We start from the raw sequence: 26195 nt of genomic DNA on the forward strand, positions 1-26195 counted from the left end.
GGGGGCTGGCGCCGGGGCGATCCCCCGCCTCGGCCGCCGCCCGCTTGGGCGCTCCGGCCGCGTAGTAGACCGCCCACTCCGCGAGCTCGGGGGCGACCTCGGGCAGGACCTCCCAGGCGCTGCGGATCCGCTTGCGCCCCCGCGCGCTCTGCTCCGGCCGCCCGCGCAGCGCGAGCACCGCGGCGGAGGCGCGCAGCGCCGCCAGATGAGCGGCCGCGTACCGCTCCAGCGGGCCCTCCAGCTCGCGCGCCTCGGCCAACCCGCGCTGCGCCTGCGCCAGCAGGTCCACCGCGGCGGGCGGCGCCCCGGCGCGCCGCAGCACCGGGTGGACGTCCCCCGCCGGGCGGTAGGGCATGCCCGATCCGCCCACGGCACTCGGCAGCGGCAGCTGCAACACCTGGGCCTGCGGCTTGTCTGTGGTCTCCCTCATGACGTACGCCCTCCCGTTCCGATCACCGGTCACCGAAGTCAGTCAGTCGTTCGAGTGAGGGTCCAGCGGTCGGCGCCGCGGTCGAAGGTGAGGTCGTAGACGCCGGGGGCGAAGCAGCGGCCGGGGCTGGCCTCGACCCGCCACACCTCCCGCTCCGTCCGGTCCAGCGCCTGCCCGGCGATCCGCGTCGCGTGGGCGGAGCGGACCTCCTCCCACCAGGCGCCGCTCTCCTTCCAGTGCCCGAGCACCTCGCGCACCGCGTACACCTTGTCGTGCCAGAGGAAGTGGGTGGGCAAGCCCGTGCCGCCACGCACCTCGATCAGGTCCGCACGCCTCCTGCTCATCGCGTCCTCCTCCTTGCGACCTCGTTCGAACTTTCGTTCGAACATCTCCAGAGTAACCCGACCGGCCCCTCGTTCGCCATGCTCCTCGGCACCACTGACAATCGGCCCCGTCGCCGGCTTCGGCGCCTGCTAGGATCGGCCGCCCTCCGAACGGAGGGCGTGTCGAATCAGGGGGGTCGAACACTCCGTGCGCCGTCTCAGCAGAACACTCGTCGCCGCGGCCGTCGTCGCGCCGCTCACCGCCACCGCGCTGAGCAGCCCCGCGTCCGCCGCCGGCAGCTCCCTCACCGTGACCACCATCGGGCGCGAGGGCGCCAAGGTGGCCGCCACCGGCCAGCTGGAGAACCTGTCCACCTGGCAGACGTTCACCTTCACCAGCGGCCGGGCCGTGTCCCTGCCCGCCGGCCGCTATGCCGTGGTCGTCGACATCTGGAACCAGAAGGACCAGACCGACACCCTCGGCGCCCGGATCGTCACCGTCTCCGGCGCCGCGAGCACGGTGATCGACGCGCGCGCCGGCCACCCGCTCGCCGTCTCCCTCGACCACCCGCCCGCCGGCTCCTGGCACCGCGACGACGCCCGTCTCTGCGTGGCCGACTCGCCGGCGACCGCCGAGGCGGTGAACGACGCGGGCAAGGTCTACGTGATCCCCACCGCCTCATCCTCGCTGCAGTTCGCCTACGACTCGCAGTGGAGCCCGCAGCAGATGGGGCCGGGCGGGACGGCGGCGGGTGACGTCTACGCCGTCAGCGGCATGACGACCGGGGTCCCGGCCGGCCCGACCTACCGCTACCAGCGCTCGACGCTGGCGAACATCGCCGTCCAGGGCCGGAAGGGCCCGAACGGCTCCGACACCGCGATGTTCATGCTCCAGCCCCAGAGCACCACCACCGACTGCCAGACCGACCTGGCCGGCCCGACCGTCTACGAGACCACCCCGTACTCGGTCACCGCGCACGTCAACGCCGCGAACTGGGGCGTGCGTTCGGACGAGTCCGCGGCCGCGGGGGACATCGGCTCCTTCGAGAGCAAGCGGCGGGTGGCTGCGGGCGGCTCCTACGTGCAGATCTTCGACCGGGCCACCTGGGGTCCGATCGGCAGCCAGCCCTCGACCTGGTACGGCCGGCTCGACTTCGGGCCGCAGATGTTCGCCGACCCGTCCACCCCGGGCGAGGAGGCCGCCGCCAAGTACAGCGGCTCCCTGTACAAGGGCGGCACGCTGGTCTCAGCCCACAGCTGGACCGACATGGGCCCGAACCCGGGCAGCTGGGAGCCGCACGTCGGCTCGGCCGGCTGGTACACGCTGAACCTCACCGCCCAGCGCTACTACCCCGGTTACACCTTCCCGGCCGGCATGCTCTCCACCGCGTCCACGGTGAGCGAGCACTACTACATCAACCCGGCCGCCAACGCCTACGCCCCGGCGTACCTGACGACCTTCGTCCCGGCCGGTCTGAACATGCGCGACCAGGCGGCACCGAGCAGCAGCACAGACGTCGCCCTCTGGCTCGACCACCAGGGCGGCGACCAGAGCATCGCCGACCACCGCGGCACCGTCCGCTCGGTGCAGGCGTGGGCCTCCTCCGACGGCGGGGTCACCTGGCACGCCGTCCAGGTCCGGCATGTCGGCGGCAACTGGACCGCCGTCGTACCCGACCCCGCCTCCGGCGCGGTCTCGCTGCGCTCCACGGTGACCGACACCGACGGCAGCAGCGCGACCACCACGGTCTACCGCGCCTACGGGATTGGCTGACCTGCTCCCGTCACTCGGGGAGGGCCGCACTCACGGCTCTCCCCGCAGCGCGTCACGACGGCAGCGCCCTGGCCCAGACGTGGTCCGGGGTGAGGTAGGCGTCGAGCTCCAGACCAGCCTCCGCGAGGGCGCGTTCGAATGCGGCGTCCGGGAGGTGGCGGGTGCGGAAGAACTGGGTCCACTGCGCGTCCGGGAACCAGTAGTCGACCCGGTTGGCGCGCAGGCCCGGCTCGATCTCCTCGGAGGAGGTGATCGCCATCCGGCCGACGCCGTCGCGCATCCCCTGCTCGCGCGGGACCCTGTCGTAGAAGCCCTCCCCCTCGCGCTGGACCAGCACCACCCCGTCCGCGGCGACGTGCCGCCGGCAGGTGCCCAGCAGGCCGGCGCGGACGCCCAGGTCGCCGGTGTTGACCAGGAAGGAGCCGAGCAGCACCACGTCGAAGCGCTCGTCGAGCTCCAGTTCCTCGATCGAGGAGAGCACCGTCCGCGCGCCGCGCACGCGCTCCAGCATCTCCGGGCTCTCGTCCACGGCGGTGACCGCGAAGCCGCGCTCCACCAGCGGATGCGTCACCCGGCCGACGCCGCAGCCCAGTTCGAGGATGCTCGCACCAGGCCGCGGCGCCGCCGCGGCGACGACGTCCGGCTCGTCACCCACCGGCAGTCTCGTGTACAGCTCCACCGCGCACCCGTCCGGCGTGATCGCGCCCGGTCCCGTCCCGCTGTGCCCCACTCGCGTCGTTCGCATGAGGAACAGTCAACATCGGCAGGAAGAACTGCACCAGGGGGCCGATCGCCAGCGCGTACGCGACCGTCCCGACGCCGACCTGACCGCCCATCAGCCAGCCGACCACCAGCACGGTGAGCTCGATCATCGTGCGGATCAGGCGCAGCGAACCGCCGGTGCGGCGGGCGAAGCCGGTCATCAGCCCGTCGCGCGGGCCGGGGCCGAAGCGGGCGCCGATGTAGAGGCCGCCCGCGAGGCCGTTGAGCACGATGCCGCCGGCCAGCATCGCCGCCCGCGCGGGCAAGCCGTGCAGGGCGGGCAGCAGCGACAGACCCGCGTCGACCGTGAGGCCGATGACGAAGACGTTGCTGATCGTGCCGAGCCCCGGCCTCTGCCGCAGCGGGATCCACAGCAGCAGCACCGCCGCACCGATGATCATCGAGACGGTGCCGTAGGAGAGCGGGAGGTGCCGGTCCAGCCCCTGGTTGAGCACGTCCCACGGGGCGAGGCCGAGCGAGGCCCGGAGCATCATCGCCATGCTGAGACCGTAGAGCGCGAGTCCCAGATAGAGCTGGACGAGACGGCGTGCGAGGACCACGGTGGCCCCTTCCTCCCTGAGCGTTGCCGGCCGGCGGCTCTTGCCATGCGGCGATCTTTGGCCTCACTCTGGAGGAGATTGGACTGCTCTTCCATAGCCAATTCGCGAGAAGTGGACTGACAGAGGATGCCACCCTCCCCCCGTGCCGCCGTCGGCGTCGCCCAGCTCGACCGCGCCCTCGGCGACTGGCAGCGCTCCGGCGCGGGCCCCGCCTACCGCACGCTCGCGGGCGGGCTGCGCACCCTCGTGCTGGACGGCCGGGTGCCGGTGGAGACGCGGCTGCCCGCCGAGCGGGAGCTGTCCGCGGCACTCGGCGTCAGCCGGACCACGGTGGCCGCCGCCTACGAGCTGCTGCGCACCGAGGGCTTCCTCTCCAGCCGCCGCGGCGCGGGCAGTTGGACGGCGCTGCCGACCGGGCGGGCGATGCCCGTGGCCGGGATCTCGCCGCACGCGGCGGCCTCCGGCGACGTGATCGACCTCGGCATCGCGGCCATGTCGGCCCCCGAACCGTGGCTGAGCCGGGCGATGGCCGCCGCCGTCGCCGAGCTGCCCGCCTGGACCTCGACCCACGGCGACTTCCCGGCCGGGCTCACCGTGCTGCGGCAGGCCGTCGCCGACCGCTACACCGCGCGCGGCCTGCCGACCGGCCCCGAACAGATCATGATCACCACCGGCGCGTCCGGCGCGTTCTCCCTGGTGATGCGTCAGGCCCTGGGGCCCGCCGAGCGGGCGGCCGTCGAGTCCCCGAGCTTCGCCAACGCGCTGCAGGCCCTGCGCTACGCGGGCGGCCGGGCCGTGCCGGTGCCGCTGCTGGACGACGGCTGGGACCTGGAGGCCTGGGCACGGACCCTGCGCGACGCCGCGCCGCGCCTGGCCTACCTGATCCCCGACTTCCACAACCCCACCGGCCTGCTCATGTCCGAGGACGAGCGCCGAGCCCTGGTCGCCGCCGCCCGCTCCACGGGCACGCTGCTCGTCAGCGACGAGACCACCGTCGACCTGTGCCTGGACCCGGAGCTGGCCGCGCGCATGCCGCGCCCGCTCGCCGCCTTCGACCACGGCGGCACGGTGGTCACCCTGGGTTCGGCGGGCAAGACCTTCTGGGGCGGCCTGCGGATCGGCTGGATCCGGGCCACCCCGGAGCTGATCCGCCGCCTGGCCGGGGACCGGGCCAGCCTCGACGTCTCCTCGCCGGTGCTCGAACAGCTGGCGGTCCGTCATCTGCTCGCCCCCGAGACGCTGCCGGAGGTCCTCGCCCACCAGCGCGACCGCGTCCGCACCCAGCGCGACGCGCTGGTGGAGGCGGTCCGGGAGCTCCTGCCCGGGTGGACTTTCCGAATCCCGCAGGGCGGCCTCTCACTGTGGGTGCGCACCGCGGCCGGCGTCTCCGGCAGCGCGCTGGCCACCACGGCGGAGCGCCACGGCGTCTGGGTCGGCTCCGGGCCGCGCTTCGGCGTCGACGGGGTCCTGGAGCGCTTCGTTCGGCTCCCGTTCGCGCAACCGCCGGAGGTCACCCGCGAGGCGGTCCGCCGGCTGGCCGCCGCGGCGGCGTCGTTGACCGGCGCCCCGCCGGTGCCGACCCCGGCGCCCGAGGTCACCCTGCTCTGAACCCGACCGCCCCCGAGCGGAAGCGGGGCGGACGGCCGGAGGGCGGAAAGCGGAGCGGCGCCCGCCCACCGGCGAGCCCCCACTCGCCGGCGTGCGAACGCCGCTCCTTCCCCCGTTACCCTCCCCTTGCTCCCCCGGGCCCCGTACTCCCCCGTACGTGCTCCCCACAGGTCCGGCACCTGCTCCGCCGCCCCGTGTCGGCGGTGCAGTGCCGGCCCCCGAGTGGGCCGGCGCCTTGCCGCGCCGTCCCTCCCGGTGCCCACTACTTTGCCGTCGTCGCAGGTCGGGAACCATCCGCCCGGGTACTCAACCCGTTCGGACCAGCAACTGAGTACGCGTACCTAGGGATCTTGGGACAATCTCCCTCGGCCCGCTGCGCGCCCGCGCGTAGGCTGTGGTCCGCTCGACGACACAACACACCCGGGGGATTCCACGTGAGCCTGCTTCCGCTCGTCTTCACCAGCGGCTGGGCCAGCGGCGTCAACGCCTACGCGGTCGTACTGCTGATGGGCCTGCTGGGCCGCTACGACGCAGTCGCCGCCGTGCCGCCGGCGCTGGAGCGGACCGACGTGCTGATCGTCGCCGGGGTGCTCTTCGTGATCGAGGCCGTCGCCGACAAGATCCCCTATGTGGACTCGCTGTGGGACCTCGTCCACACCGTGATCCGCCCGATCGCGGGCGCCGTCGTCGCCGCGCTGCTGGCCGGCCACGCCCACAGCTCGCTGCCGACGCTGGCCGCCGCCGCGATCGGCGGCGGCACCGCGCTGGTCAGCCACCTGATCAAGGCGAGCCTGCGCATGGGCGTGAACACCTCCCCCGAGCCGTTCAGCAACATCGTGATCAGCCTCGTCGAGGACCTCGGCGTCGCGGGCCTGGTCACGCTGGCGCTCTTCCACCCCGTACCCGCTGCGATCACCGCCGGGTGCCTGCTGGTGGGCGGCGTGGCGCTGGTGCTGTTCACGCTCTCCCGCATCCGCCGTTTCTGGCAGCGCCGCAAGGAGCGCCGCGCCGCCCGCGTCCTGCGCACCGCCCAGGCCTGAGACGGGCCCAAGGACCTACGCGCGGGCCGTCGGACGCTCGGGGCGCGGGGGCCGGACGAACAGGGCGAGCACCAGGAAGGCTCCGGCCGCCAGACCCAGCGAGCAGGTCATCGCCGACGAGACGCCGTGCGCGAGGGTCGCGTGCAGGCCCGCCGCGCCGGGCAGCCGGGAGGGGTGGCTGGTGGCGTGCGTGAACGCGGTGATCCCGACGGCCGTCCCGAGCGAACCGCCCGCCTGCTGCATCGTCTGCAGCGTGCCGGAGGCCGCGCCGGACTCCTCCGGCCGCACGGAGCTGAGGATCGTCAGGCTGAGCGGCACCATGGTGAACCCGGCGCCGAGCCCGAAGAGCAGCAGCGAGGGCATCACGCCGCTCAGGTACGCGGTGTGCGCGTTGACCCGGGTCAGCAGCGCCATGCCGCTGATCAGCAGCACCGGCGCGGTCACCAGGAAGGGACGCGTCCCCCACCTGGGCACCAGGCGCGGGGCCAGCCGGGCTCCGACGAAGATCGGCACGGCCAGCGGCAGGAAGCCGAAGCCCGCCTTCATCGGCGACATGCCGAGCCCGGTCTGCAGGTACTGCGTGACGAAGAAGAACATCCCGAACATCGCGGCCGCGAGCAGCGCCATCGCCGCGTAGCCGCCGGCGCGCACCTTGTCCCTCAGCAGCGACAGCGGCAGCAGCGGCTGCGCGACGCGCCGCTCGACCAGCACGAAGACCGTCAGCAGGACCGCGGCGGCGGCGAAGCAGACCAGGGTCACCGTGTCGGACCAGCCGACCGTCGCGGCCCGGATGAAGCCGTAGACGAGCGAGACCATGCCGCCGGTCGCGGTCGCCGCGCCGACCAGGTCCAGCCGCCCGGGGCGCCGCTCCGGCTCCTCGACGACGCGCGGCGCGAGCACCGTGACGAGCACGCCGAACGGCACGTTGATGAACATGACCCAGCGCCAGGAGAGCCAGGAGGTCAGCAGTCCGCCGACGATGAGGCCGACGGTGGCCCCGCTGGCCGACATCGCGGAGAAGAGCCCGATCGCGCGGGCCCGCTCGACCGGGTCGCGGAAGGTGCTGACGATCAGCGCGAGTGTGCTGGGCGCGGCGACGGCCGCGCCGACGCCCTGTGCGACGCGGGCGACGAGCAGCTCGGTGGGGTTCGTCGCCAGGCCCCCGGCCAGCGAGGCGAGGGTGAACAGCGCGATGCCCCAGGCCAGCAGGCGACGCCGCCCGAAGATGTCGCCCGCCCGCCCGCCGAGCAGCAGCAGGCCGCCGAAGGTCAGCGAGTAGATGTTCATGACCCAGCTGAGCCCGGCCGAGGAGAAGCCGAGCGCGTGCTGTATGCCCGGCAGCGCGATGGTGACGACGGTCGCGTCGAGGATCACCATCAGCTGGCAGGCCAGGATCACCGCGAGCGCGAGCTGGCGGCGTCGGGGGTTCGGTGGTGGAGCGCCACCTGGTGTGTGGGACGCCGGTGTCTCGAGCCGGTGTGGAGCAGAGGAGGTGAGAGTGTTCTCGGACATGGCTCCGCCCTGGAGTGCATGGAGAATGGATGAGAAGATAGGCAGGGAACGCAAACGGAGATATCCTCCGGTTCCAGGGACAACAATACGGAGACTGTCTCCGCTTAGCAAGGGGATATGGCGTCATGACGGCCGAGACGCAGGGACGGCCCATGCGGGCCGACGCGCGCCGCAACTACGAGAAGCTCGTCGCCGTCGCGACCGAGTCCTTTCTCGCCCACGGCCCCGACGCCTCCCTGGACGACATCGCCAAGCGCGCGGGCGTCGGCCCCGGAACCCTCTACCGGCACTTTCCCAACCGTGAGGCGCTGCTCGACGCGGTCTGCGTGCGCTGGGCCGACTCCGTCGCCGCCGACGCGGCCCCCCTGCTGGAGGCGGCGGACCCGACCGCGGCGCTGAACGACTGGCTGGTGCGTCTCGTCGACCACGTCAGCGCGTTCAAGGGCCTCGCCTCGGCGCTGCTGCTCAGCACCGACCGCAAGCACGACACCGCCTGGGTGCTGCACCACACCTCGGAGGAGCTGGTCGAGCGCGCCAAGGCGGCCGGCGGCATCCGCGCCGACGTCACCACCTCCGAGCTGATGCAGCTGACCAGCGGCATCAGCTACGCCTGCGGTCACTCCAAGCAGGCGGGCAAGCCCACCAGCACGCCGGAGCGGCTGATCGGGCTGATCATGGACGGTGTCAGGACCCGCTGACGTCCTCGTCGCCGGGCATTGGCATGCCCGGCGCGGCCGACGTGCCCGGCCGACGCGACAGCGCGGCGACGGCGGCGGCCAGCGCGAGCGTCGCCTCCACCTGAGCGACCTGGACGTGGTACTCACGGTTGCCGCTCAGGCTGGAGGTCCGCGACTCCGCCAGGGCCCGGAACGCCAACTGCTCGTGGTGCTCGAAGTCCGCCATGCGCCGATCATAAGGCCGCACGGAGAGCGTCCCACCAGCGCCTACGATGGGTGCCCATGGCAAGGATCGTGGTCATCGGCGCAGGAATGGGCGGGCTCGCCGCCGCGGCACGGCTGGCGACGGTCGGCCACAAGGTGACCCTCTGCGAGGCCGCGCCGACCCACGGCGGGATGCTCGGACGCCACGAGCGCGACGGCTTCCGCTTCGACACCGGCCCGACGCTGCTCACCCTCCCGGCCGTCTACCGCGACCTGATGCTGAAGACCGGTCGCACCCGGCTGGAGGACGAGGTGGAGCTGCGCCCGGTCGACCCGGGCAGCGAGCACCTGCTGCCGGACGGAACCCGCCTGGCCCTCGCCAACGCCTCCCTCGCCCGCGTGGCGGCCGCCCTGGACGCGGCCCTCGGCACGGGGGCGGGCGAGCGCTGGACCGCGATGCTGGAGCGCGGCCGGGGCGTCTGGGAGGCCACCCGCCGCCCGCTGCTCGAGGAGCCGCTCCCCGACGACCCGTCAGCCCTGCACCGCGACCCGTACGTTCCCGCCCGGCGCGGGCTCCTCGCCCGTCCGCCGCGCACCCTCGCCGACGTCGGCCGCCGCGAGCTGCGCGACGCGCGCCTGACCGCCCTGCTGGACGAGTACGCGCTGCGCTTCGGCCTCGACCCCGAACGTGCGCCCGCCTCGCTGACCTCGCTGCCCTATATGGAGCAGAGCTTCGGCGTCTGGTACGTCACCGGCGGCCTGCGCGCCCTCGCCGACGCGGTGCTGCGCCGCTGCGAGGCCCGCCGCGTCGACCTCCGCTTCGGCACGCGCGTGGAGCAGGTCCTGGGCGAGGACCGGGTGACCGGCGTGCGGCTCGCGGACGGGAGCGTCCTCGACGCCGACGTCGTCGTCGACGACCGCGCCCCCGCCTCGGTCGCGGGCGCCCCCGGGCGGTTCACCCTGCTGCTCGCGCTGCGCGGCGCCCGCCCGCGGAGCGCCGCGCACCGGACCGTCGTGCACGCGCCCGACCGCGCCGAGGAGCTCGAAGCCCTCTTCGGCCCCGCCCCGGGCGTGTGCGCGCGCCCGACCCTGCAACTGCTCCGCCCCGACGACGCGACCCTCGCCCCGGCCGGGCACGAGGCGGCGGTCGTCACGGTCACCGTGCCGCCGCAGGGGCCCGTCGACTGGACCGACGCCGCCCTGACGGCCGCCCACGCCGACGCCGTGCTGGCCCATGTCACCCGGGCGGTTCCGGAGTTGGGCGAGCGGGTGCTGTGGACCCAGGCCCGCACCCCCGCCGACACGGCCGCCGAGACCGGCGCGCCCGGCGGCTCCGTGCCGCCGCCCTCGCTCGCGGGCGCGGGCGGCGCGTTCCTCGCCCCGCCCAACGCGGGTGCGCCGATTGGCCTGTTCCGCGTCGGCGGCGGCGCCCACCCGGGCGGCGGGCTGGCCCGCGTCGGGATGTCGGCGGCGGTCTCCGCCCAACTGGTCGGGACCCCGTAGCGCTCCGACGCTGCGGCGGTCAGCCCTGCGGGGCGTGGTACTGCGGGTCCTGCGTGTAGTACGGCGTCTGCCCGTAGTCGTAGCCCTCGTAGTACTGGGCGTACTCGGAGCCGTACTGGGCCTGAGGAGGCTGGGCCTGGGCCTGGGGCTCGGCCTGGGGCTGCTGCTCGTAGGACTCGTAGGCGGCGTACTGCTGCTGGTACTGCGGGTACTCCTGGTACTGCTGCTGCGCGTAGGACTCCTGGTACTGCCCCTGTGCGTAGGACTCCTGGTAGGGCACCTGCTGCTCGGCGGTGTAGCCGTAGTACGCCGCCTCCTGCTGCCGCCCTTCCGTCGACGGGTAGTAGACGCTGTCGGCCGCGGCGTACTCGTCGGCCTGGAAGACCGCCGCCGCCTCCGCGGCCTCGACCGACGGATCGAGCTGGGGATCGAGCTGCGGATCGAGAACGGGCTCCACCGTCGGCTCCACCGGCGCGGGCTCCGCCGCCGGTCCCGACCTGCCCCGGCGCGAGCGGCCCTTGGGCTCGGGGGCGGACGGCTCGCCGCCGAAGAGCCTTCCGACCAGCGGCACGCTCTCCGGGGCCATCAGGGACCAGTACGTCGCACCGTCGGAACGCTTCACCGCCCGGGTGGCCAGCGCCTGACCCGCGCCGAAGGCGACCACGCCCAGGCCGATCAGCGGCAGCGACCGCTGCGCCACTCCGGCGACCAGCACCAGGAACCCCACCAGCGCAAGCCCGCGCCAGTGCAGCGGCGCACGGCGCTGCAGCAGCAACTCACCGAGCAGCCACAGGGCGACCACCGCGAACGCGGCGTACAGGAGCGTCACCTCGGGCACCACCTCTCGAACGGTGGAGCACACCGTACCGGGTGGAAGTGACCGCTTTCAGCTCTGCGGGGTAAGACCGAGGTTCTGGTAGATCTCCGTCGTCACCGTGGAGAAGTTCATCGTCATGAAGTGCAGCCCCGGCGTGCCCTCGTCGAGCAGGCGGCGGCACATCTCGGTCGCGTACTCGATGCCGATCGCGCGCACCGCCGCCGCGTCGTCCTCGTGGGCGAGCATCCGCTCGCGCAGCTGCGGCGGGAACCAGGCCGTGGACAGCGTCGGGATGCGGTGCAGCGAGCGGACGCTGGTCACCGGCATGATCTCCGGGATGATCGGCACCTCGCACCCCGCCTCCGCGACGCGGTCGCGGAAGCGCAGGTAGAAGTCGACGTCGAAGAACATCTGGGTGATCGCGTAGTCCGCGCCCGCCCTGATCTTGTGCACGAAGTGCCGGATGTCCTCGTCCCAGTCCGTGGACCGCGGGTGCCGCTCCGGGAAGGCCGCGACGCCGACGCAGAAGTCCCCGGACTCCTTGATCAGCTCGACCAGCTCCGAGGCGTAGTCCACGCCGTGCTCGTGCCGCACCCACTCGCCCAGCGGGTCGCCCGGCGGGTCGCCGCGCAGGGCCAGCACGTTGCGCACGCCCTGGTCGGCGTAGCAGCCGAGGATGTTGCGCAGCTCGGCCACGGTGTGGTCCACCGCCGTCAGGTGCGCGACGGGTGTGAGAGTCGTCTCGGAGGCGATCCGGCCGGTGATGTTGATCGTCCGGCCCCGGGTCGAGCCGCCGGCGCCGTAGGTGACGCAGACGAACGTCGGCGACAGCGCCTCCAGCCGCCGGATCGCCTTCCACAGCCCGGCCTCGGCCTCGGGCGAGCGCGGCGGCATGAACTCGAAGGAGTACGACTTGGCCCCGGACGCAAGGAGGTCCCGGATCGATACGGCACGGTCCGGGCGGGTGCTGGGAGTTCCGAGAGCCATAGCCGAAGGTTATCCGCGATCCGGACGGTCGATGAAACACCTGTCCGCTCCTTGGGACGCGTCGCTGAGACCAGCCGGGTCACCGCGTGGCCTCGCGGGGCCGCCCCGTCCTCGGGCGTCCCACCCGTCGCGTTACGCTGTTGGTCCCCGTACCAGTCGGAGTCACCGGTGTCGCTCGCTCAGTCCGCCCCCGCGCCCGTCGTCGGCAACCCCGTCGACGCGGAGTGGTTGCGCCAGCGGGTCGACGCCGCCCTCGACACCTTCCTGACGGGCCAGGAGCGCACGCTGCTGGCGATCTCGCCCCAGCTCGCCCCGCTGTGCGGCACGGTACGGGACTTCCTGCTCAGTGGACCGACAGGCGGCAAGAGGCTGCGGGCGGCGTTCTGCTACTGGGGTTGGCGCGGGGCAGGCGGGGCGGCCGAGGAGCGCGGGGCGGTGGCCGCGGCGGCGGCGCTGGAACTGCTCCAGGCCAGCGCGCTCGTCCACGACGACCTGATGGACCGCAGCGACACCCGCCGGGGCCTGCCCTCCGTCCACCGCCGCTTCGAGTCGCTGCACCGCCGCGCGGGCTGGCGCGGCGACGCCGCGCAGTTCGGGGGCGCGAGCGCGGTCCTGGTCGGCGACCTGCTGCTGGTGTGGTGCGACTCGCTCTTCGCCGAGTCCGGCCTGCCGCGCGAGGCCGTCCGGCGCGCCAAGCCGCTGCTGGACCTGATGCGCACCGAGGTGATGGCGGGTCAGTACCTCGACATGCTGGAGCCCGCGGTCAACTGGCCCGCGGGCGACGCCGGCGCGGTGGACCGCGCGCGGACGGTGATCGAGTACAAGTCCGCGAAGTACACCGTGCAACGACCGCTCCAGCTCGGCGGTCTGCTCGCGGACGCCTCGGCGGACCTGACCGAGGCCTACGGCGCCTTCGGCCTGCCGCTCGGGGAGGCCTTCCAGCTCCGCGACGACCTGCTCGGCGTCTACGGCGACCCCGCCGTCACCGGCAAGCCGGCCGGGGACGACCTGCGCGAGGGCAAGCGGACCCTGCTGCTCGCCGAGACCCTCGCATCCTGCTCGACCGCCGACGCCCGCCTGCTGGACGACATGCTCGGCTCCCCCGAGCTCGACGCGGACGGCGTCGAGCGGCTGCGCAGCGTGATCACACGCAGCGGCGCGCCCCGGCGGATCGAGGAGCGCATCGCGGCGCTGCGCGAGGAGGCTCTCGCCGTCCTCGCGGCGGCCCCGATCCGCGAGCAGGTGGCTCGTGAGACCCTGACCCGTCTCGCCGACGCGGCGACCGCGCGACGCCACTGACGGCCGACGCGCGGCACGGAACCGCGCGTCCGTGCGGCTCCGTGCCCTCAACCGCGTCTCAGTCGCCTGAGTCGCGACAGCCGCGTCAGTCGCGTTCGCGGACCCTGCGCGCCAGCGACTGCGCCGCCGCGAACGGGTCCTTCGCCTGCGTCAGCGCGCGGACGACGACGACGCGCCGCGCGCCGGCGTCCAGCACCGTGTCCAAGTTCGACTCGTCGATGCCGCCGATCGCGAACCACGGCCGGTCCGTCGTCTGCTTCGCCGCGTACTCCACCAGCCCCAGGCCCGGGGCGTGGCGTCCCGGCTTCGTCGGGGTGGGCCAGACGGGGCCGGTGCAGAAGTAGTCGACGCCGGGCTCGGTCAGGGCCGCGTCCACCTCCGCCTCGGCGTGACAGCTGCGGCCGATGACCACGTCGTCGCCGAGGATGGCGCGGGCGACCGGCACGGGCAGGTCGTCCTGGCCGAGGTGGAGCACGTCGGGGCGGGCGCCGTAGGCGACGTCCGCGCGGTCGTTGACCGACAGCAGGCGGCCGTGGCGGCGGCACGCGTCGGCGAAGACCTCGAGCGCGTCGAGCTCCTGCTTCGCCTCCAGGCCCTTGTCGCGGAGCTGGACGATGTCGACGCCGCCGGCCAGGACCGCGTCGAGGAACTCGGCGAGGTCGCCCTGCTCGCGACGGGCGTCGGTGCAGAGGTAGAGCCGGGCGGCCGCGAGAGCGCTGCGCGCGCCGCTCACAGGGCCATCGCCTGGGCGCGGCGCTTGACCTCCGTGCCGCGGTTCTCGTTCAGGGCCTGGGCGGGGGTGCCGGGGAGGCTCGGGTCATCGGTGAAGAGCCACGCCAGGGCCTCCTCCTTGGTGAACCCGGAGTCCTTGAGGACGGTCAGGGTGCCGACGACGCCCTTGACGGGCCCGTCCGGGCCGACGAAGGCGGTGGGGACCATCAGGACCTTGTTCTCGCCGCGGCGCACGGCCAGCAGCGGACCGTCGGTGACCATGTTGCGGACCTTGGTGACCTCGACACCCCACTTCTCGGCGATGTCGGGGAGGTACATCCAGTCCGGAATCAGGGCGTCGATCTTGGGATCAATCTCACTCACGTCAACAGACTGCCACTTCCGAGGGCGGATGCGCACACCGTGTCACTGCTCCGGCTCACCCGCCCGGCGCTCCGTCACGCTCAGTCGAGCACGGCGATGCCCTCCAGCTCGACCAGCGCCGGCTCGTCCCAGAGCCGTACCACGCCGATCAGGGCCATCGCCGGATAGTCGCGCCCCGCCCGGGCGCGCCAGACCCGGCCGATGTCGGCCGCGTGGGCGCGGTAGTCCTCCGGGTCGGTGGCGTAGACGGTGAGCCTGGCCAGCTGCGCGGGCGCGCCGCCCGCCGCGGCCAGCGCCTCCAGCAGGTTGCCCAGCGCCCGGTCGAACTGCTCGACGATGTCCGCGCCGACGACCATGCCCTTCTCGTCGAGCGCGGTCTGCCCGGCCAGGAAGACCAGCGTGCCGCCGGTCGCGGTGACGGCGTGGCTGAAGCCGCTGGGCTCCGCCAGCCCCGGCGGGTTGATCCGACGCAGCGTCATGACTGGACTCCTCCTCCGTCGACGGTGATCCCCTGACCGTTCAGGGCCTCGTTCTCCAGCAGCAGCCGCACCACGGCCGCCACCTCCTGCGGGCGGATCAGCCGCCCGATCGGCTGCATCCGTGCCAGCGCCTCGCGCGCCCGCTCCTCGCTGCGACCGGTCCGCGCGGCGATCGCGGCGACCGTCGCGTCGGTCATCGGGGTGTCCACGTACCCGGGGCACACGGCGTTCACCGTCACCCCGCTGCCGGCCAGCTCGGCGGCGGCCGAGCGGACCAGGCCGAGGACGCCGTGCTTGGCTGCGGTGTACGCGGCGACGTAGGGCGCGCCCGTCTTCGCCGCGACCGAGGCGACCACGACGATCCGCCCCCATCCGGCCGCCCGCATCGGCGGGAGGGCACGCCGCAGGCAGCGGAACGGCGCGGTGAGGTTCAGCGCCAGCTGCTGGTCCCACAGCTCGTCGCTCGTCTCCGTCAGCTTCGCGGAGGCGCCCGCCCCGGCGGCGGCGACCAGCACCTCGGCCGGACCCCATGCGGCCTCGACGCGCCCGAACAGCTCCTCCGCCGCGCCGGGGGCGGTCAGGTCGACGGGGACGGTCAGCGCCTCCCCCGGCAGGCTCTTCGCGGTGCGCTCCAGCTCCTGCGCGTCGCGGGCGGCGAGCGCGACCCGGTGCCCGGCCGCGGACAGGTCGGCGGCGACGGCCGCGCCGATCCCCCGGCTGCCGCCGGTCACCACGCACACGCGGCCCACCTCGCGGCTCATCGGTACAGCTCCCGGGCGATGATGCTCAGCTGCACCTCGGACGCGCCCTCGTAGACGCGCGGCGCCCGCACCTCCCGGTAGAGCCGCTCCAGCAGGTGCCCGCGCTGGAGCGCCCGCGCGCCGTGGAGCTGGACGGCGGAGTCGACGACGTACTGGGCCGCCTCCGTGGCGAAGAGCTTGGCCATGGCCGCGCGGCCGGTCGGCCCGTGCAGGCCCGCCTCGCCCGTCCCCCCGTTCGCGTCGTACGCGGCGGCCGCGGCGTAGACGAGCAGGCGGGCGGCCTCGGTGCGGGTGGCCATCTCGGCCAGGCGGTGGCCGACCGACTGCAGCTCGCGCAGTGGTCCGCCGAAGGCCTCACGGGCGGCGGCGTGCGCGACGGCCGCGTCGAGCGCGGCCTGGGCCATCCCGACGGCGAAGGCGCCGACGCTCGGCCGGAACAGGTCCAGGGTGCGCATGGCCACCCGGAACCCGCCGCCGACCTCGCCGAGCACGTCCTCCCGGCCGACGGGGACGCCGTCGAAGCGCAGCCGCCCGATCGGGTGCGGGGAGATCATGTCGAGCGGCTCGCCGGTCAGGCCCGGCCGGTCGGCCGGGACCAGGAAGGCCGTCACCCCGCGCGCGCCCGCCTCGGGGCCGGTCCGGGCGAAGACGGTGTAGAGATCGGCCTCGGGGGCGTTGGAGATCCAGCACTTCTCCCCGTCGAGCCGCCAGCCGCGCGCGGCTCCGGCGGCCCCGCCCGTCCCGAGGTCCGGTGTGGCCTCTAGCGCCAGTGCCGCCGCGTCCGAGCCCGCGCCGGGCTCGGAGAGCGCGAAGGCCGCGACGGCCCGCCCGGAGGCGACCTCGGGCAGCCAGCGCGCCAGCTGCGCCTCGCTGCCGCTCTGCACCACGGGGTAGAAGCCGAGCCCCTGGAGCGCGAGCGCCGTCTCCGCCTCCGTGCTGACCTGGGCCAGCGACTCGCGCAGCAGGCACAGGTCGAGCGCGGCGGCCGAGCGGCCGGCGCCGGGGAAGAGCCGCGCGAGCAGCCCGAGCCGGCCCATCTCCTCCAGCAGCGGCCGGTTCACCCGCTCCCCGAGGGCTGGGTCGTCCTTGTGGGCGAGCGGCAGCAGCCGCTCAGCCGCCTGCTCGCGGACCTGGGCGCAGAACCGTCGCTGCTCCTCGTCCAGCGCGAACGCCGTCGTCGCCATCGCGCGCTCCCTCCTCACGCTTCCCTCTCCCGCGTCCCCGTGTCCGGGCTGCTCCCCCATTCATATCGCGGATGGTTGACTGTCGTCACCAACGCGCTAGCCTGCTTTACGGATCCACCGGTCCCTGCCCAGGTCGAGGGGGTACCACCCGCCATGCACCTGCTCCCCTCCGCCCACGTCGACAGCTTCGCGCGCGACCATCTGCCGCCCGCGCCGACGTGGCCGGAACTCCGCTTCGACCTGCCCGAGCTGCACTATCCGGACCGGCTCAACTGCGGCGCGGAACTCCTCGACGCGACGATCGCCCGCCTCGGCGCGGACCGCCCGTGCCTGCGTCTGGAGGACGGCTCGGTCTGGTCCTACGCCCGGCTGCGCGCCCAGACCGACCGGATAGCCCGGGTGCTCGTCGAGGACCTCGGCGTCCTCCCCGGCAACCGGGTGCTGCTGCGCGGCGCCACCACGCCGTGGCTGGTCGCCTGCTGGCTGGCGGTCATGAAGGCGGGCGCGGTGGCCGTCACCGTGCTGGCCGCGCAGCGGCGCACCGAGCTGGCCACCATGATCGGGATCGCCCGGGTCGGCCACGCCCTCTGCGACGCCCGGGCGTTGGAGGAGCTCCAGGCCGTCGACGCACCCGGCCTGCGTGTCGTCCCCTACGGCGGCGACAGCGACGACGACCTGCTCACCCTCGCGGCCGCCAGGTCCGACGCGCCCTTCCCGGCCGTCGACACCTCCGCCGACGACGTCGCCCTGATCGCCTTCACCTCCGGCACCACCGGACGGCCCAAGGGCTGCATGCACTTCCACCGCGACGTGCTGGCCATCGCCGACACCTTCTCCGCCCACGTGCTGCGGCCCACCCCCGACGACGTCTTCACCGGCACCCCGCCGCTGGGCTTCACCTTCGGGCTCGGCGGGCTGGTGGTCTTCCCGCTGCGCGTCGGCGCCTCCGCGCTGCTGCTGGAGCAGCCCTCGCCCGCCTCGCTCCCCGCCGCGATCGAGCGCCACCGCGTCAGCGTGCTGTTCACCGCGCCGACGGCGTACCGGGTGCTGCTGGACCAGGCCGGCGAGGCGGACCTCTCCTCGCTGCGCCGCTGCGTCTCCGCCGGGGAGAACCTGCCCGCCGCCACCTGGGAGGCCTTCCACGCCCGCACCGGCCTGCCGCTGATCAACGGCATCGGCTCGACGGAGCTGCTGCACATCTTCGTCTCCGCCGCCGACGCGGACGCCCGCCCCGGCGTCACCGGCTTCCCCGTCCCCGGCTTCCGGGCGCGCGTCATAGACCCTGCCACCGGCGAGGACGTCCCCGACGGCACGCCCGGCCTGCTCGCCGTCCAGGGCCCGACCGGCTGTCGCTACCTGGACGACCCGCGCCAGGGCGACTACGTCCGGGGCGGCTGGAACCTCACCGGCGACACCTATGTCCGCGATCCCGACGGACGCTTCCGCTACCAGGCCCGCGCCGACGACATGATCATCTCCGCCGGCTACAACATCGCCGGCCCCGAGGTCGAGGAGGCCCTGCTGCGCCATCCCGAGGTCCGCGAGGCCGCGGTCATCGGCGTCCCGGACGCGACCCGGGGCCAGGTGGTGAAGGCGTTCGTGGTGCTGTCCGAGGGCGTCCCCGCGGACGAGGGGACGGCGAAGGCGTTGCAGGACTTCGTGAAATCGACCATCAGCGCCTACAAGTACCCCCGGCAGGTGGAGTTCCGCGAGTCGCTGCCGCGCACGCCCACCGGCAAGCTGCAGCGGTTCCGGCTGCGCCACGAGTAGGCGGCGATCTTTAGAGTGACCGTATGACCACCGAGGCCCTCGAAGAAGACCAGTCCGCGCGCGAGCACACCCCGGGCTCGCTGCTCGTCACCTTCTTCGGCGCGCACGGTCGCGATCTCGGCGGCTGGATCGCCGTCGGCGACCTGATCCGCCTGCTCGCGGCGGTCGGCGTGGACGCCCAGCCGGTACGGTCGGCCGTCTCCCGGCTGAAGCGGCGCGGCTTCCTGGTCCCCGAGGCGTTGGGCGGCGTCGCCGGCTACACGCTCTCCGAGCCGGCCCGCGAGCTCCTCGCGGACGGCGACCGCCGCATCTACGCCCACCGCGCACCCCGCCTCGCCGACGGCTGGGTGCTCGCCCTGTTCTCCGTACCGGAGAGCGAGCGCCACAAGCGCCACGTGCTGCGCAGCAGGCTCGCCCGCCTGGGCTTCGGCACGGCCGCGCCCGGCGTGTGGATCGCCCCCGCGCACCTCTACGAGGAGACGCGGCACGTCCTCACCCGTCTCGAACTCGCCGCGTACACCGACCTCTTCCGCGCCGAGCACCTGGCCTTCGACGCGACGGCGGAGTCCGTCCGGCGCTGGTGGGACCTCCCCGCGCTGGCCCGCTGCCACGAGGAGTTCCTCGAGGTCCACGAGCCCGTCCTGACCCGGTGGAACCGCGCGCGAGGCACGGTCTCCCTGCCGGACGCCTTCGCCGACCACCTCCGCGCGGTCGACAGCTGGCGCCGCCTCCCCTACCTCGACCCCGGCCTGCCCCCTGAGCTCCTCCCTGCCTCCTGGCCCGGCGGCCGCGCGGCGCGCGTCTTCCAGGAGCTGGACGCCCGCCTGGGCGCTGCCGCGCGGGACTTCGTCAAGCACACGGTGCAGGGTTAGTTGCAGCACGCTGGGGGCGCGGGGAACTGCGTGAGAAGCCCGCCCGAGGCGGAGGACCCTGCTCACACGGGATCTGACCGCCCTGGGTGGCTTGTCGCGCCCAGGCTGAGGGCACCTCCCGGCCGAAGCTGGGGGAGGAGCCCCACATCGGCAGCGCCTCGCGCCCCTGGATGGTGCAACCGGGGCCCTATTGCCTCCGACCGGTCTGCGGGCGCCTGCTGCCCGCCCGGTACTGGATCGGCCACTCCGCTCCCGGCCCCGACCAGGACTGCTCCGCTGCCGCGTGGAGCGTCCAGGCCGGGTCGTAGAGGTGGGGGCGGCCGAGGGCGACGAGGTCCGCGCGGCCCGCCAGGAGGAGGGAGTTGACGTCGTCCCAGGACGAGACCGCGCCGACCGCGATGACCGGGACGCGCACGCGGTTGCGGATCGCGTCCGCGTAGGGCGTCTGGTAGGAGCGGCCGAAGGCGGGCTGCTCAAAGGCGACCACCTGGCCCGTGGAGACGTCGATCGCGTCCGCGCCGTGCGCGGCGAACGCCGCGGCGATGACGACGGCCTCCTCCGTGTCGTTGCCGCCCTCCGCCCAGTCCGTGGCGGAGACGCGGACCGTCATCGGGCGGTCCGCCGGCCACACCTTCCGGACCGCGTCGAAGACCTCCAGCGGCCAGCGCAGCCGCGCCTCCAGCGGCCCGCCGTACTCGTCCTCGCGACGGTTCGTCAGCGGGGAGAGGAAGGAGGAGAGCAGGTAGCCGTGGGCGCAGTGCAGCTCCAGCAGGTCGAAGCCGGCCTCCGCGCCGCGCCGGGCCGACTCCGCGAACTGCCGCTTCAGTGCCGCCAGCTGCTCGTGCGTCAGCTCGGCCGGAACCTGGCCCGCGCCCGGGCGGTACGCCAGCGGGGAGGGGCCCACCAGCGGCCAGGCCTGCTCGGGCGCGAGCGGCTCGTCCATGCCCTCCCACATCAGCTTCGTCGCTCCCTTGCGGCCGGAGTGGCCGAGCTGGAGGCCGATCGCCGCGCCGCTGCGCTCGTGGACGAAGTCGGTGATCCGCGCCCACGCGGCCTGCTGCTCGTCACTCCACAGCCCGGTGCAGCCCAGCGTGATGCGGCCCTCGGGCGCGACGCAGACCATCTCCGTCATCACCAGCCCCGCGCCGCCGAGCGCGCGTGAGCCGAGGTGCACCAGGTGGAAGTCGTTCGGCAGGCCGTCCTGCGCGGAGTACATGTCCATCGGGGAGACGACGACGCGGTTGCGCAGCGTCAGTCCGCGCAGGCGGAAGGGGGTGAACATCGGCGGCGTGCCCGCCTCCGCGACCGCCTCGTTGAAGCGCGCCTCGGCGTCCGCGACATAGCCCGGGTCGCGCAGCCGCAGGTTGTCGTGGGTGATCCGGCGACTGCGGGTGAGCAGGTTGAAGGCGAGCTGCCAGCCGGGTTGGTCGAGGTACTGCTCCAGGTTCTCGAACCACTCCAGGCTCGCCTGGGCCGCGCGCTGGGTCGAGGCGACGACGGGCCGGCGCTCCTCCTCGTACGCGGCGAGCGCCTCCGGGACCGAGGCCGACCCGCGCAGCGCGCCGGCCAGGGCCACCGCGTCCTCCATCGCGAGCTTGGTGCCGGAGCCGATGGAGAAGTGCGCGGTGTGGGCGGCGTCGCCGAGCAGCACCGTGTTGCCGTCGGACCAGGTGGCGTTGCGGACGGTGGTGAACGCGATCCAGCGCGAGTCGTTGCCGCGCAGCGCGTGCCCGCGCAGGGCGTCGGCGAAGAGCTTCTCGCAGGCGGCGACGGACTCGTGCTCGTCCAGCCGGTCGAGCCCGGCACGACGCCAGACGTCCTCGCGCATCTCCACGATCACGGTGCTGCCCGCGTCCGAGTACGGGTAGCCGTGCAGCTGCATCACACCGTGCTCGGTGCGCAGCACGTGGAACTGGAAGGCGTCGAAGACCAGGTCGGTGCCGAGCCAGATGTAGCGGCAGTGCCGCTCGTCCAGCTGCGGGCGGTAGACCTCGGCCGCGGCGGCGCGGGTGCGCGAGCGGACGCCGTCGGCGGCGACCACGAGGTCGTGCGTGCGGGCCAGCTCGGCTGCGGGAGGGGCCTCCTCCTGGAACCGGAGCCGGACGCCGACGGCGCGGCAGCGCTCCTGGAGCAGCCCGAGCAGGCGCTGCCTGCTGGTCGCCGCGAAGCCGTGCCCGCCGGAGGTGAACACCTGGCCGCTGGGCAGGTGCACATCGATGTCGTCCCAGCGGGCGAAGCCCGCCGCGAGCTCGCCGTACAGCTCCGGATCGGCGTCCTCGATCCCGCCGAGCGTCTCGTCGGAGAGCACGACGCCGAAGCCGAAGGTGTCCCCGGGCGCGTTGCGCTCCCAGACGGTGACCTCGTGATCCGGCTGTTGCCGCTTGACCAGCGCGGCGAAGTACAACCCGCCCGGCCCGCCGCCGATGACCGCGATCCGCACGACCGCCTCCCTCCTCGACCGACCCGCTGTAGCGCTTCCGTGCCCATCGTAACCAAGGCGCTATGCCATGTCACCGGCCTCCCGCCGCCCGGTCACCGGCCCGGTCACCGGCCCTGCCACTTCGGCGGGCGCTTTCCGGTGAAGGCGGCGTGGAACTCGGCGTAGTCGGCGCTCTTCATCAGCAGCGCCTGCGTCATCGCCTCCAGCTCGACGGAGGCCGCCAGGCTCATGTCCAGCTCCTGCGTCAGCAGGGCCTTGGTCTGCGCGAGCGCGAAGGCCGGCCCCTCCGCGAGCCGCTGTGCGAGCGCGCCGGCCTTCGCGTCCAGCTCCTCGTCCTCGACCAACTCGCTGACCAGCCCGTACCGGTCGGCGGTGACGGCGTCGACGGTGTCGCCCAGCATCAGCAGCTTGGTGGCGTGCCCGAGCCCGACCAGACGCGGCAGCAGGTACGCGGCGCCCATGTCCGCCCCCGCCAGCCCGACCTTGGTGAACAGGAACGCGAAGCGCGCGGACCGGGCCACCACCCGGAAGTCCGCGGCCAGCGCGAGCACGGACCCCGCCCCGGCGGCGATGCCGTGGATCGCCGCGACGATCGGGATCGGGCACTCCCGCATCGCCCGGACGACCTGCCCCGTCATCCGCGTGAAGTCGAGCAGCTGGTCCGGCCGCATCTCCAGGGTCGCGCCGATGATCTCGTTGACGTCCCCGCCGGAGCAGAAGCCGCGACCCTCGCCGCGGAGCAGCACCGCGCGGGTGTCCCCGCGCTGCGGCAGCTCCGCGAGGAGATCGCGCAGGTCGGCATAGGACTCGAAGGTGAGGGCGTTCAGCTTGTCCGGCCGGTCGAGGGTGACCGTCAGCACGCCCGCGTCGTCGCGGGTCAGCCGGAAGTGCCGCCACTCCTCGGTGAACGGCACGGATCCACGGAACGGACTCATCGCGGCGACCTCCCCTTTTCCCTACTGGCGTCACGAACACGATATGCGCATCCACCGACACCTGGGAACGGCCGCAGCGAGGGGTGTCGTGCATACTGCAGGGTGAAGTCGGACACGAAGGAGCTGGGCATGCGTTACGCGCTGATCGCCGTGGTCGTCGCAGCGACCTGCGTGCTGGAGTGGGTCGCCTCGCCCACGGTCATCGCCGCGCTGGCGGTCGTCATCCCGACGCTGATGCTCGCGCCGGTGGCGGTCCTGGCGGCACGCCCTCTGGGCGACGAGGACGCGGCGCCGGGCAATCGACGCGTGGCGTAACCCTTCAGGGGCGCGAGGAACTGCGCGACAAGCCACCCCCGCAGACAGGGCACCGAACGCGCAGGGCCATCCGTACAGGGTCGTTTCTCGCGCAGTTCCCCGCGCACCTAGACGGTTGCAGCCTTGAGCGCCGTCGTCGGGTCCGCCGCCTTTGCGGGATCGATCTGCTTCCCCGCCTCGATCAGCTTGCGGCCCTGCGCGAGATCGCGGGGCTTGTCCACGGTCACCACCGCCTCGAGGCGGTCGTCGCGGAGCCAGAGGACGGTGTCCTCGCCGCGCGCGAGGCGGCGCGCGGACTGGTCGACGACACCGGCGACCTGCACCATGTGGCCGAACTGCTCGGACCAGAAGTACGGAACCGGGTCGTAGACCACCTCGCCGCCCAGGATGTTCGCCGCCACGACCCGCGCGCCCTGGAGGGCGTTGTCCCAGTGGTGCACGGCCAGCCGGCGGCCGTACCGCGCCGACGGGAAGGACGCGCAGTCGCCCACCGCGTGCACGTCGTCGCGCCCGGCGCGCAGCCGCGCGTCCGCGGCGACCGCGCCGCGGTCGTCCAGGGGGATGCCCGAGCCCGCGAGCCACGCGTTGTCGGGGCGGGCGCCGATACCGACGACGACCGCGTCCGCGGCGAGCTCCCGGCCGTCGGTCAGGTGCACCGCGTGCGCGCCGATCTCGCTGACCGCCGAGGTGGTGAGCAGCTCGACGCCGGCCCGCGCGTACCACGCCCGCGTGCGCTCGCCGAACTCCGCGGGCAGGGCGCCCGCCAGGGGCGCGTTCGCGGCCTCCACCACGGTGACCTCGCAGCCCAGCTGCCGGGCCACCGTCGCCGCCTCCGCGCCGATCCAACCGGCGCCGACGACGACGAGCCGGAGGCCGGGCCGCAGCGCCGCCCGCAGGGCCAGCGCGTCGTCCTGGGTGCGCAGCAGGAACGCGGAGTCGGGCTGGCCGGGCAGGGAGACCGGGGCGGCGCCGGTCGCGAGCACCAGCTGGGTGTAGGACAGGTCGCCGCCGTCGGTCTTGACCGTCCGGGCGTCGGCGTCCAGCGAGAGGGCGCGGCGGCCGAGCGCCAGCTCGATGCCCAGTTCGTCGAAGTCGATCTCGAAGCGGGAGTGCTCCGCGCGTCCCAGCAGGACGTCCTTGGAGAGCGGCGGGCGGTCGTAGGGCGGATGCGGCTCCGCGCCCAGCAGCACCAGGGAACCGTCGTAGCCCTGCTGCCGCAGCGCCACCGCTGTCTGCACCCCCGCCATCCCGGCGCCGACGACCACGACCCGGACCATCTCAACAGCCATTCGGCCACTGTATAGAGTGGGTCGAGAAGTAGCTCGACCTACGTGCGAACGCGGGAGCCCGGAGCACCGGGCTGAGAGGGAGGCTGGGGCGCCTCCGACCGTCCGAACCTGATCCGGGTCATTCCGGCGAAGGGAGTGCAGAACCATGGCGTCCACCGATGCCCGCGGGCCGGGTGCCGCAGGGCCCGACGTCCTCGTCGTGGGCGGCGGGATCATCGGCCTGGCGGTGGCCTGGCGGACCGCGCAGCGCGGGATGCGCGTGACCGTGCTCGACCCCGACCCCGGACGCGGCGCGAACCACGTCGCCGCCGGGATGCTGGCGCCGGTGACGGAGCTCCAGTATGGGGAGGAGCCGCTGCTGCGCCTGGGGATCGCGTCGAACGAGCGCTACGCCGACTTCGTCGCCGAGCTGACCGAGGCGAGCGGCCAGGACGTCGGCTACCGCCGCTGCGGCACGCTCGCCGTCGCGCTCGACGCCGACGACCGGGCCGAGCTGCGCGAGGTGCACGCGTTCCAGCGCCGCCTGGGCCTCGAGACCGAGTGGCTGAACGGCCGCGAGTGCCGCCGGCTGGAGCCGATGCTGGCCCCGGACGTGCGCGGCGGGACGCTGGTGGGCGGCGACCACCAGGTCGACCCCCGTCGCCTCGGCGCCGCCCTGGTCGAGGCCTGCCGGCGCGGCGGCGTGACGCTGCACCGCTCCCGCGCCGCCGAGCTGCTGACCGAGCACGGGCGGGCCGTCGGCGTCCTCGCCGAGGACGGCGCGACGCTGCGCGCGGACGCGACCGTGGTGGCCGCCGGGAGCTGGAGCGGCGTCCTGCCGGGGCTGTCGCCCGAGGCGCGCCCTCCCGTCCGGCCGGTCAAGGGGCAGGTGCTGCGGCTGCGGATGGAGACCGTGCGCGGCCCCCTGCCGACGCCGTTCCTCTCCCGCAACCTGCGCGCGGTGGTGCGCGGCTGCCACCTCTACCTGGTCCCGCGCGAGAACGGCGAGCTGGTGGTCGGCGCGACCATGGAGGAGCAGGGCTTCGACACCACCGTGACCGCGGGCGGCGTCTACGAACTGCTGCGCGACGCCCGCGAGCTGCTGCCCGGGATCACCGAGCTGCCGCTGGTCGAGACGAACGCGGGCCTGCGTCCCGGCACGCCGGACAACGCGCCGCTGCTCGGGCCGACCGACCTGCCCGGCCTGGTCGCCGCGACCGGCCACCACCGCAACGGCGTGCTGCTCACGCCGGTGACCGGCGACGCGATCGCCGACTTCCTGACCACCGGCCGGCTGCCGTCCGAGGCGGCGCCGTTCACCCCGTCACGATTCGCCCCCCAGCATCCGGAGTTCGCCCGATGACCGCCGCCGCCACGATCCGACTCACCGTCAACGGCGAGGCCCGCTCGCTGCCCGGCGGGGTGACGCTCGCCGAGGTGGTCACCGGGCTGTCGGCCGCGCCGAGCGGCGTCGCGGCCGCCGTGAACGAGGCCGTGGTCCCGCGCAGCCAGTGGGACGCGACCGTGCTCGCCGACGCCGACCGCGTTGAGATCCTCACCGCCGTGCAGGGAGGCTGACC

Annotated in this window: 27 protein-coding genes and 1 riboswitch; of the genes, 11 read left to right on the plus strand and 16 right to left on the minus strand. The window is 74.0% G+C overall.

The window, feature by feature from the left end; translation table 11 throughout:
* Both TR48_RS19375 and TR48_RS19380 read right to left on the minus strand, forming a co-directional pair.
* Positions 1–355, minus strand: a 355-nt coding sequence (locus TR48_RS19375; protein ID WP_042369209.1) for an SAV_6107 family HEPN domain-containing protein, incomplete at its 3' end; no start/stop codon positions are given.
* A gap of 113 nt (positions 356–468) precedes the next feature.
* Positions 469–774 (minus strand): DUF6504 family protein, encoded by a 306-nt coding sequence (locus TR48_RS19380; RefSeq protein WP_042369211.1) that lies wholly within the window; start codon positions 772–774, stop codon positions 469–471.
* Between the two features lie 187 nt (positions 775–961).
* On the opposite strand from TR48_RS19380, the gene TR48_RS19385 reads away from it, so the two are divergent.
* Positions 962–2527 (plus strand): hypothetical protein, encoded by a 1566-nt coding sequence (locus TR48_RS19385; protein WP_042369014.1) that lies wholly within the window; start codon positions 962–964, stop codon positions 2525–2527.
* Positions 2528–2579: 52 nt separating this feature from the next.
* On the opposite strand, the gene TR48_RS19390 is transcribed toward TR48_RS19385, so the two are convergent.
* Positions 2580–3272 carry a class I SAM-dependent methyltransferase gene (locus TR48_RS19390; protein WP_042369016.1) on the minus strand — a complete coding sequence of 231 codons (693 nt, stop codon included), beginning with the start codon at positions 3270–3272 and terminating at the stop codon, positions 2580–2582.
* Positions 3175–3849 carry a membrane protein YczE gene (gene yczE, locus TR48_RS19395; protein ID WP_063771017.1) on the minus strand — a complete coding sequence of 225 codons (675 nt, stop codon included), beginning with the start codon at positions 3847–3849 and terminating at the stop codon, positions 3175–3177. Before yczE ends, TR48_RS19390 begins: the two co-directional genes overlap by 98 nt.
* 126 nt (positions 3850–3975) lie before the next feature.
* Here yczE and yczR point away from each other — a divergent pair, with 126 nt between their 5' ends.
* Both yczR and TR48_RS19405 read left to right on the plus strand, forming a co-directional pair.
* Positions 3976–5457: a MocR-like transcription factor YczR gene (yczR, locus tag TR48_RS19400; RefSeq protein ID WP_042369019.1), complete on the plus strand. Its 1482-nt coding sequence runs from the start codon at positions 3976–3978 to the stop codon at positions 5455–5457.
* A 434-nt stretch (positions 5458–5891) separates the two neighbouring features.
* Positions 5892–6497: a DUF4126 domain-containing protein gene (locus tag TR48_RS19405; RefSeq protein ID WP_042369022.1), complete on the plus strand. Its 606-nt coding sequence runs from the start codon at positions 5892–5894 to the stop codon at positions 6495–6497.
* A gap of 15 nt (positions 6498–6512) precedes the next feature.
* Here TR48_RS19405 and TR48_RS19410 read toward each other — a convergent pair whose 3' ends face one another.
* Positions 6513–8009 (minus strand): MFS transporter, encoded by a 1497-nt coding sequence (locus TR48_RS19410; RefSeq protein ID WP_084729567.1) that lies wholly within the window; start codon positions 8007–8009, stop codon positions 6513–6515.
* Between the two features lie 125 nt (positions 8010–8134).
* Between TR48_RS19410 and TR48_RS19415 the strand changes: the two genes are divergently transcribed.
* Positions 8135–8707 (plus strand): TetR/AcrR family transcriptional regulator, encoded by a 573-nt coding sequence (locus TR48_RS19415; RefSeq protein ID WP_042369026.1) that lies wholly within the window; start codon positions 8135–8137, stop codon positions 8705–8707.
* Here TR48_RS19415 and TR48_RS19420 read toward each other — a convergent pair.
* The gene (locus tag TR48_RS19420; protein WP_042369028.1) at positions 8694–8912 is read right to left on the minus strand and encodes a hypothetical protein; all 219 of its coding nucleotides are present in this window, start codon (positions 8910–8912) and stop codon (positions 8694–8696) included. The two genes, TR48_RS19415 and TR48_RS19420, sit on opposite strands and share 14 nt — an antisense overlap.
* A gap of 56 nt (positions 8913–8968) precedes the next feature.
* On the opposite strand from TR48_RS19420, the gene TR48_RS19425 reads away from it, so the two are divergent.
* Complete coding sequence (locus tag TR48_RS19425; RefSeq protein WP_042369030.1) at positions 8969–10393, plus strand: phytoene desaturase family protein; 1425 nt, start codon at positions 8969–8971, stop codon at positions 10391–10393.
* Between the two features lie 19 nt (positions 10394–10412).
* Here TR48_RS19425 and TR48_RS39005 read toward each other — a convergent pair whose 3' ends face one another.
* Positions 10413–11222 (minus strand): hypothetical protein, encoded by an 810-nt coding sequence (locus tag TR48_RS39005; protein WP_152628051.1) that lies wholly within the window; start codon positions 11220–11222, stop codon positions 10413–10415.
* Positions 11223–11279: 57 nt separating this feature from the next.
* The gene (metF, locus tag TR48_RS19435; RefSeq protein ID WP_042369031.1) at positions 11280–12197 is read right to left on the minus strand and encodes a methylenetetrahydrofolate reductase [NAD(P)H]; all 918 of its coding nucleotides are present in this window, start codon (positions 12195–12197) and stop codon (positions 11280–11282) included.
* Between the two features lie 168 nt (positions 12198–12365).
* Between metF and TR48_RS19440 the strand changes: the two genes are divergently transcribed.
* The gene (locus tag TR48_RS19440) at positions 12366–13496 is read left to right on the plus strand and encodes a polyprenyl synthetase family protein (protein ID WP_042369033.1); all 1131 of its coding nucleotides are present in this window, start codon (positions 12366–12368) and stop codon (positions 13494–13496) included.
* Positions 13497–13581: 85 nt separating this feature from the next.
* On the opposite strand, the gene thiE is transcribed toward TR48_RS19440, so the two are convergent.
* The 5 genes from thiE to TR48_RS19465 all read right to left on the minus strand — a co-directional run bounded on the left by thiE (position 13582) and on the right by TR48_RS19465 (position 17015).
* Complete coding sequence (gene thiE, locus TR48_RS19445) at positions 13582–14229, minus strand: thiamine phosphate synthase (protein ID WP_042369036.1); 648 nt, start codon at positions 14227–14229, stop codon at positions 13582–13584.
* A complete protein-coding gene (locus tag TR48_RS19450) occupies positions 14226–14591 on the minus strand; it encodes an Rv2175c family DNA-binding protein (protein WP_042369038.1) in 366 nt (121 codons plus the stop codon). The genes thiE and TR48_RS19450 overlap by 4 nt, the downstream gene beginning before the upstream one ends.
* Before the next feature lie 80 nt (positions 14592–14671).
* Positions 14672–15070 (minus strand): RidA family protein, encoded by a 399-nt coding sequence (locus tag TR48_RS19455; RefSeq protein ID WP_042369047.1) that lies wholly within the window; start codon positions 15068–15070, stop codon positions 14672–14674.
* Positions 15067–15831, minus strand: coding sequence for an SDR family NAD(P)-dependent oxidoreductase (locus tag TR48_RS19460; protein ID WP_042369048.1), 765 nt, complete (start codon positions 15829–15831; stop codon positions 15067–15069). Before TR48_RS19460 ends, TR48_RS19455 begins: the two co-directional genes overlap by 4 nt.
* Positions 15828–17015, minus strand: coding sequence for an acyl-CoA dehydrogenase family protein (locus TR48_RS19465; protein WP_042369050.1), 1188 nt, complete (start codon positions 17013–17015; stop codon positions 15828–15830). Before TR48_RS19465 ends, TR48_RS19460 begins: the two co-directional genes overlap by 4 nt.
* Before the next feature lie 153 nt (positions 17016–17168).
* Between TR48_RS19465 and TR48_RS19470 the strand changes: the two genes are divergently transcribed.
* Positions 17169–18785: an AMP-binding protein gene (locus TR48_RS19470; RefSeq protein WP_042369052.1), complete on the plus strand. Its 1617-nt coding sequence runs from the start codon at positions 17169–17171 to the stop codon at positions 18783–18785.
* A 23-nt stretch (positions 18786–18808) separates the two neighbouring features.
* Complete coding sequence (locus TR48_RS19475) at positions 18809–19657, plus strand: PaaX family transcriptional regulator (RefSeq protein WP_042369054.1); 849 nt, start codon at positions 18809–18811, stop codon at positions 19655–19657.
* 187 nt (positions 19658–19844) lie between these two features.
* Here TR48_RS19475 and TR48_RS19480 read toward each other — a convergent pair whose 3' ends face one another.
* Together TR48_RS19480 and TR48_RS19485 are read right to left on the minus strand one after the other, a co-directional pair.
* Positions 19845–22097, minus strand: coding sequence for a bifunctional salicylyl-CoA 5-hydroxylase/oxidoreductase (locus TR48_RS19480; RefSeq protein ID WP_042369056.1), 2253 nt, complete (start codon positions 22095–22097; stop codon positions 19845–19847).
* Between the two features lie 104 nt (positions 22098–22201).
* Positions 22202–23032, minus strand: a complete 831-nt coding sequence (locus tag TR48_RS19485) for an enoyl-CoA hydratase family protein (protein ID WP_042369058.1) — start codon at positions 23030–23032, stop codon at positions 22202–22204.
* Between the two features lie 129 nt (positions 23033–23161).
* On the opposite strand from TR48_RS19485, the gene TR48_RS19490 reads away from it, so the two are divergent.
* Positions 23162–23347: a hypothetical protein gene (locus TR48_RS19490; protein ID WP_042369059.1), complete on the plus strand. Its 186-nt coding sequence runs from the start codon at positions 23162–23164 to the stop codon at positions 23345–23347.
* A 107-nt stretch (positions 23348–23454) separates the two neighbouring features.
* On the opposite strand, the gene TR48_RS19495 is transcribed toward TR48_RS19490, so the two are convergent.
* Positions 23455–24636, minus strand: coding sequence for an NAD(P)/FAD-dependent oxidoreductase (locus TR48_RS19495; protein WP_236652226.1), 1182 nt, complete (start codon positions 24634–24636; stop codon positions 23455–23457).
* Positions 24637–24676: 40 nt separating this feature from the next.
* Positions 24677–24788: riboswitch (TPP riboswitch) on the plus strand.
* Here TR48_RS19495 and thiO point away from each other — a divergent pair.
* Together thiO and thiS are read left to right on the plus strand one after the other, a co-directional pair.
* On the plus strand, positions 24782–25978 hold the full coding sequence (gene thiO / locus TR48_RS19500) for a glycine oxidase ThiO (protein WP_042369063.1): 1197 nt from the start codon (positions 24782–24784) through the stop codon (positions 25976–25978). It overlaps the preceding riboswitch by 7 nt.
* Positions 25975–26193, plus strand: a complete 219-nt coding sequence (thiS, locus tag TR48_RS19505; RefSeq protein ID WP_042369065.1) for a sulfur carrier protein ThiS — start codon at positions 25975–25977, stop codon at positions 26191–26193. Before thiO ends, thiS begins: the two co-directional genes overlap by 4 nt.
* Positions 26194–26195 lie beyond the last annotated feature (2 nt).

Source organism: Streptacidiphilus neutrinimicus, from assembly GCF_000787815.1.
Taxonomy (GTDB): domain Bacteria; phylum Actinomycetota; class Actinomycetes; order Streptomycetales; family Streptomycetaceae; genus Streptacidiphilus; species Streptacidiphilus neutrinimicus.

Coding starts and splice junctions, on each gene's coding strand:
- TR48_RS19380 (WP_042369211.1), bottom strand. CDS start 774: ATGAGCAGGAGGCGTGCGGACCTGATCGAGGTGCGTGGCGGCACGGGC.
- TR48_RS19390 (WP_042369016.1), bottom strand. CDS start 3,272: ATGCGAACGACGCGAGTGGGGCACAGCGGGACGGGACCGGGCGCGATC.
- yczR (WP_042369019.1), top strand. CDS start 3,976: ATGCCACCCTCCCCCCGTGCCGCCGTCGGCGTCGCCCAGCTCGACCGC.
- TR48_RS19410 (WP_084729567.1), bottom strand. CDS start 8,009: ATGTCCGAGAACACTCTCACCTCCTCTGCTCCACACCGGCTCGAGACA.
- TR48_RS19415 (WP_042369026.1), top strand. CDS start 8,135: ATGACGGCCGAGACGCAGGGACGGCCCATGCGGGCCGACGCGCGCCGC.
- TR48_RS19420 (WP_042369028.1), bottom strand. CDS start 8,912: ATGGCGGACTTCGAGCACCACGAGCAGTTGGCGTTCCGGGCCCTGGCG.
- TR48_RS19425 (WP_042369030.1), top strand. CDS start 8,969: ATGGCAAGGATCGTGGTCATCGGCGCAGGAATGGGCGGGCTCGCCGCC.
- metF (WP_042369031.1), bottom strand. CDS start 12,197: ATGGCTCTCGGAACTCCCAGCACCCGCCCGGACCGTGCCGTATCGATC.
- TR48_RS19455 (WP_042369047.1), bottom strand. CDS start 15,070: ATGACGCTGCGTCGGATCAACCCGCCGGGGCTGGCGGAGCCCAGCGGC.
- TR48_RS19460 (WP_042369048.1), bottom strand. CDS start 15,831: ATGAGCCGCGAGGTGGGCCGCGTGTGCGTGGTGACCGGCGGCAGCCGG.
- TR48_RS19465 (WP_042369050.1), bottom strand. CDS start 17,015: ATGGCGACGACGGCGTTCGCGCTGGACGAGGAGCAGCGACGGTTCTGC.
- TR48_RS19470 (WP_042369052.1), top strand. CDS start 17,169: ATGCACCTGCTCCCCTCCGCCCACGTCGACAGCTTCGCGCGCGACCAT.
- TR48_RS19475 (WP_042369054.1), top strand. CDS start 18,809: ATGACCACCGAGGCCCTCGAAGAAGACCAGTCCGCGCGCGAGCACACC.
- TR48_RS19485 (WP_042369058.1), bottom strand. CDS start 23,032: ATGAGTCCGTTCCGTGGATCCGTGCCGTTCACCGAGGAGTGGCGGCAC.
- TR48_RS19490 (WP_042369059.1), top strand. CDS start 23,162: ATGCGTTACGCGCTGATCGCCGTGGTCGTCGCAGCGACCTGCGTGCTG.
- TR48_RS19495 (WP_236652226.1), bottom strand. CDS start 24,636: ATGGCTGTTGAGATGGTCCGGGTCGTGGTCGTCGGCGCCGGGATGGCG.
- thiO (WP_042369063.1), top strand. CDS start 24,782: ATGGCGTCCACCGATGCCCGCGGGCCGGGTGCCGCAGGGCCCGACGTC.
- thiS (WP_042369065.1), top strand. CDS start 25,975: ATGACCGCCGCCGCCACGATCCGACTCACCGTCAACGGCGAGGCCCGC.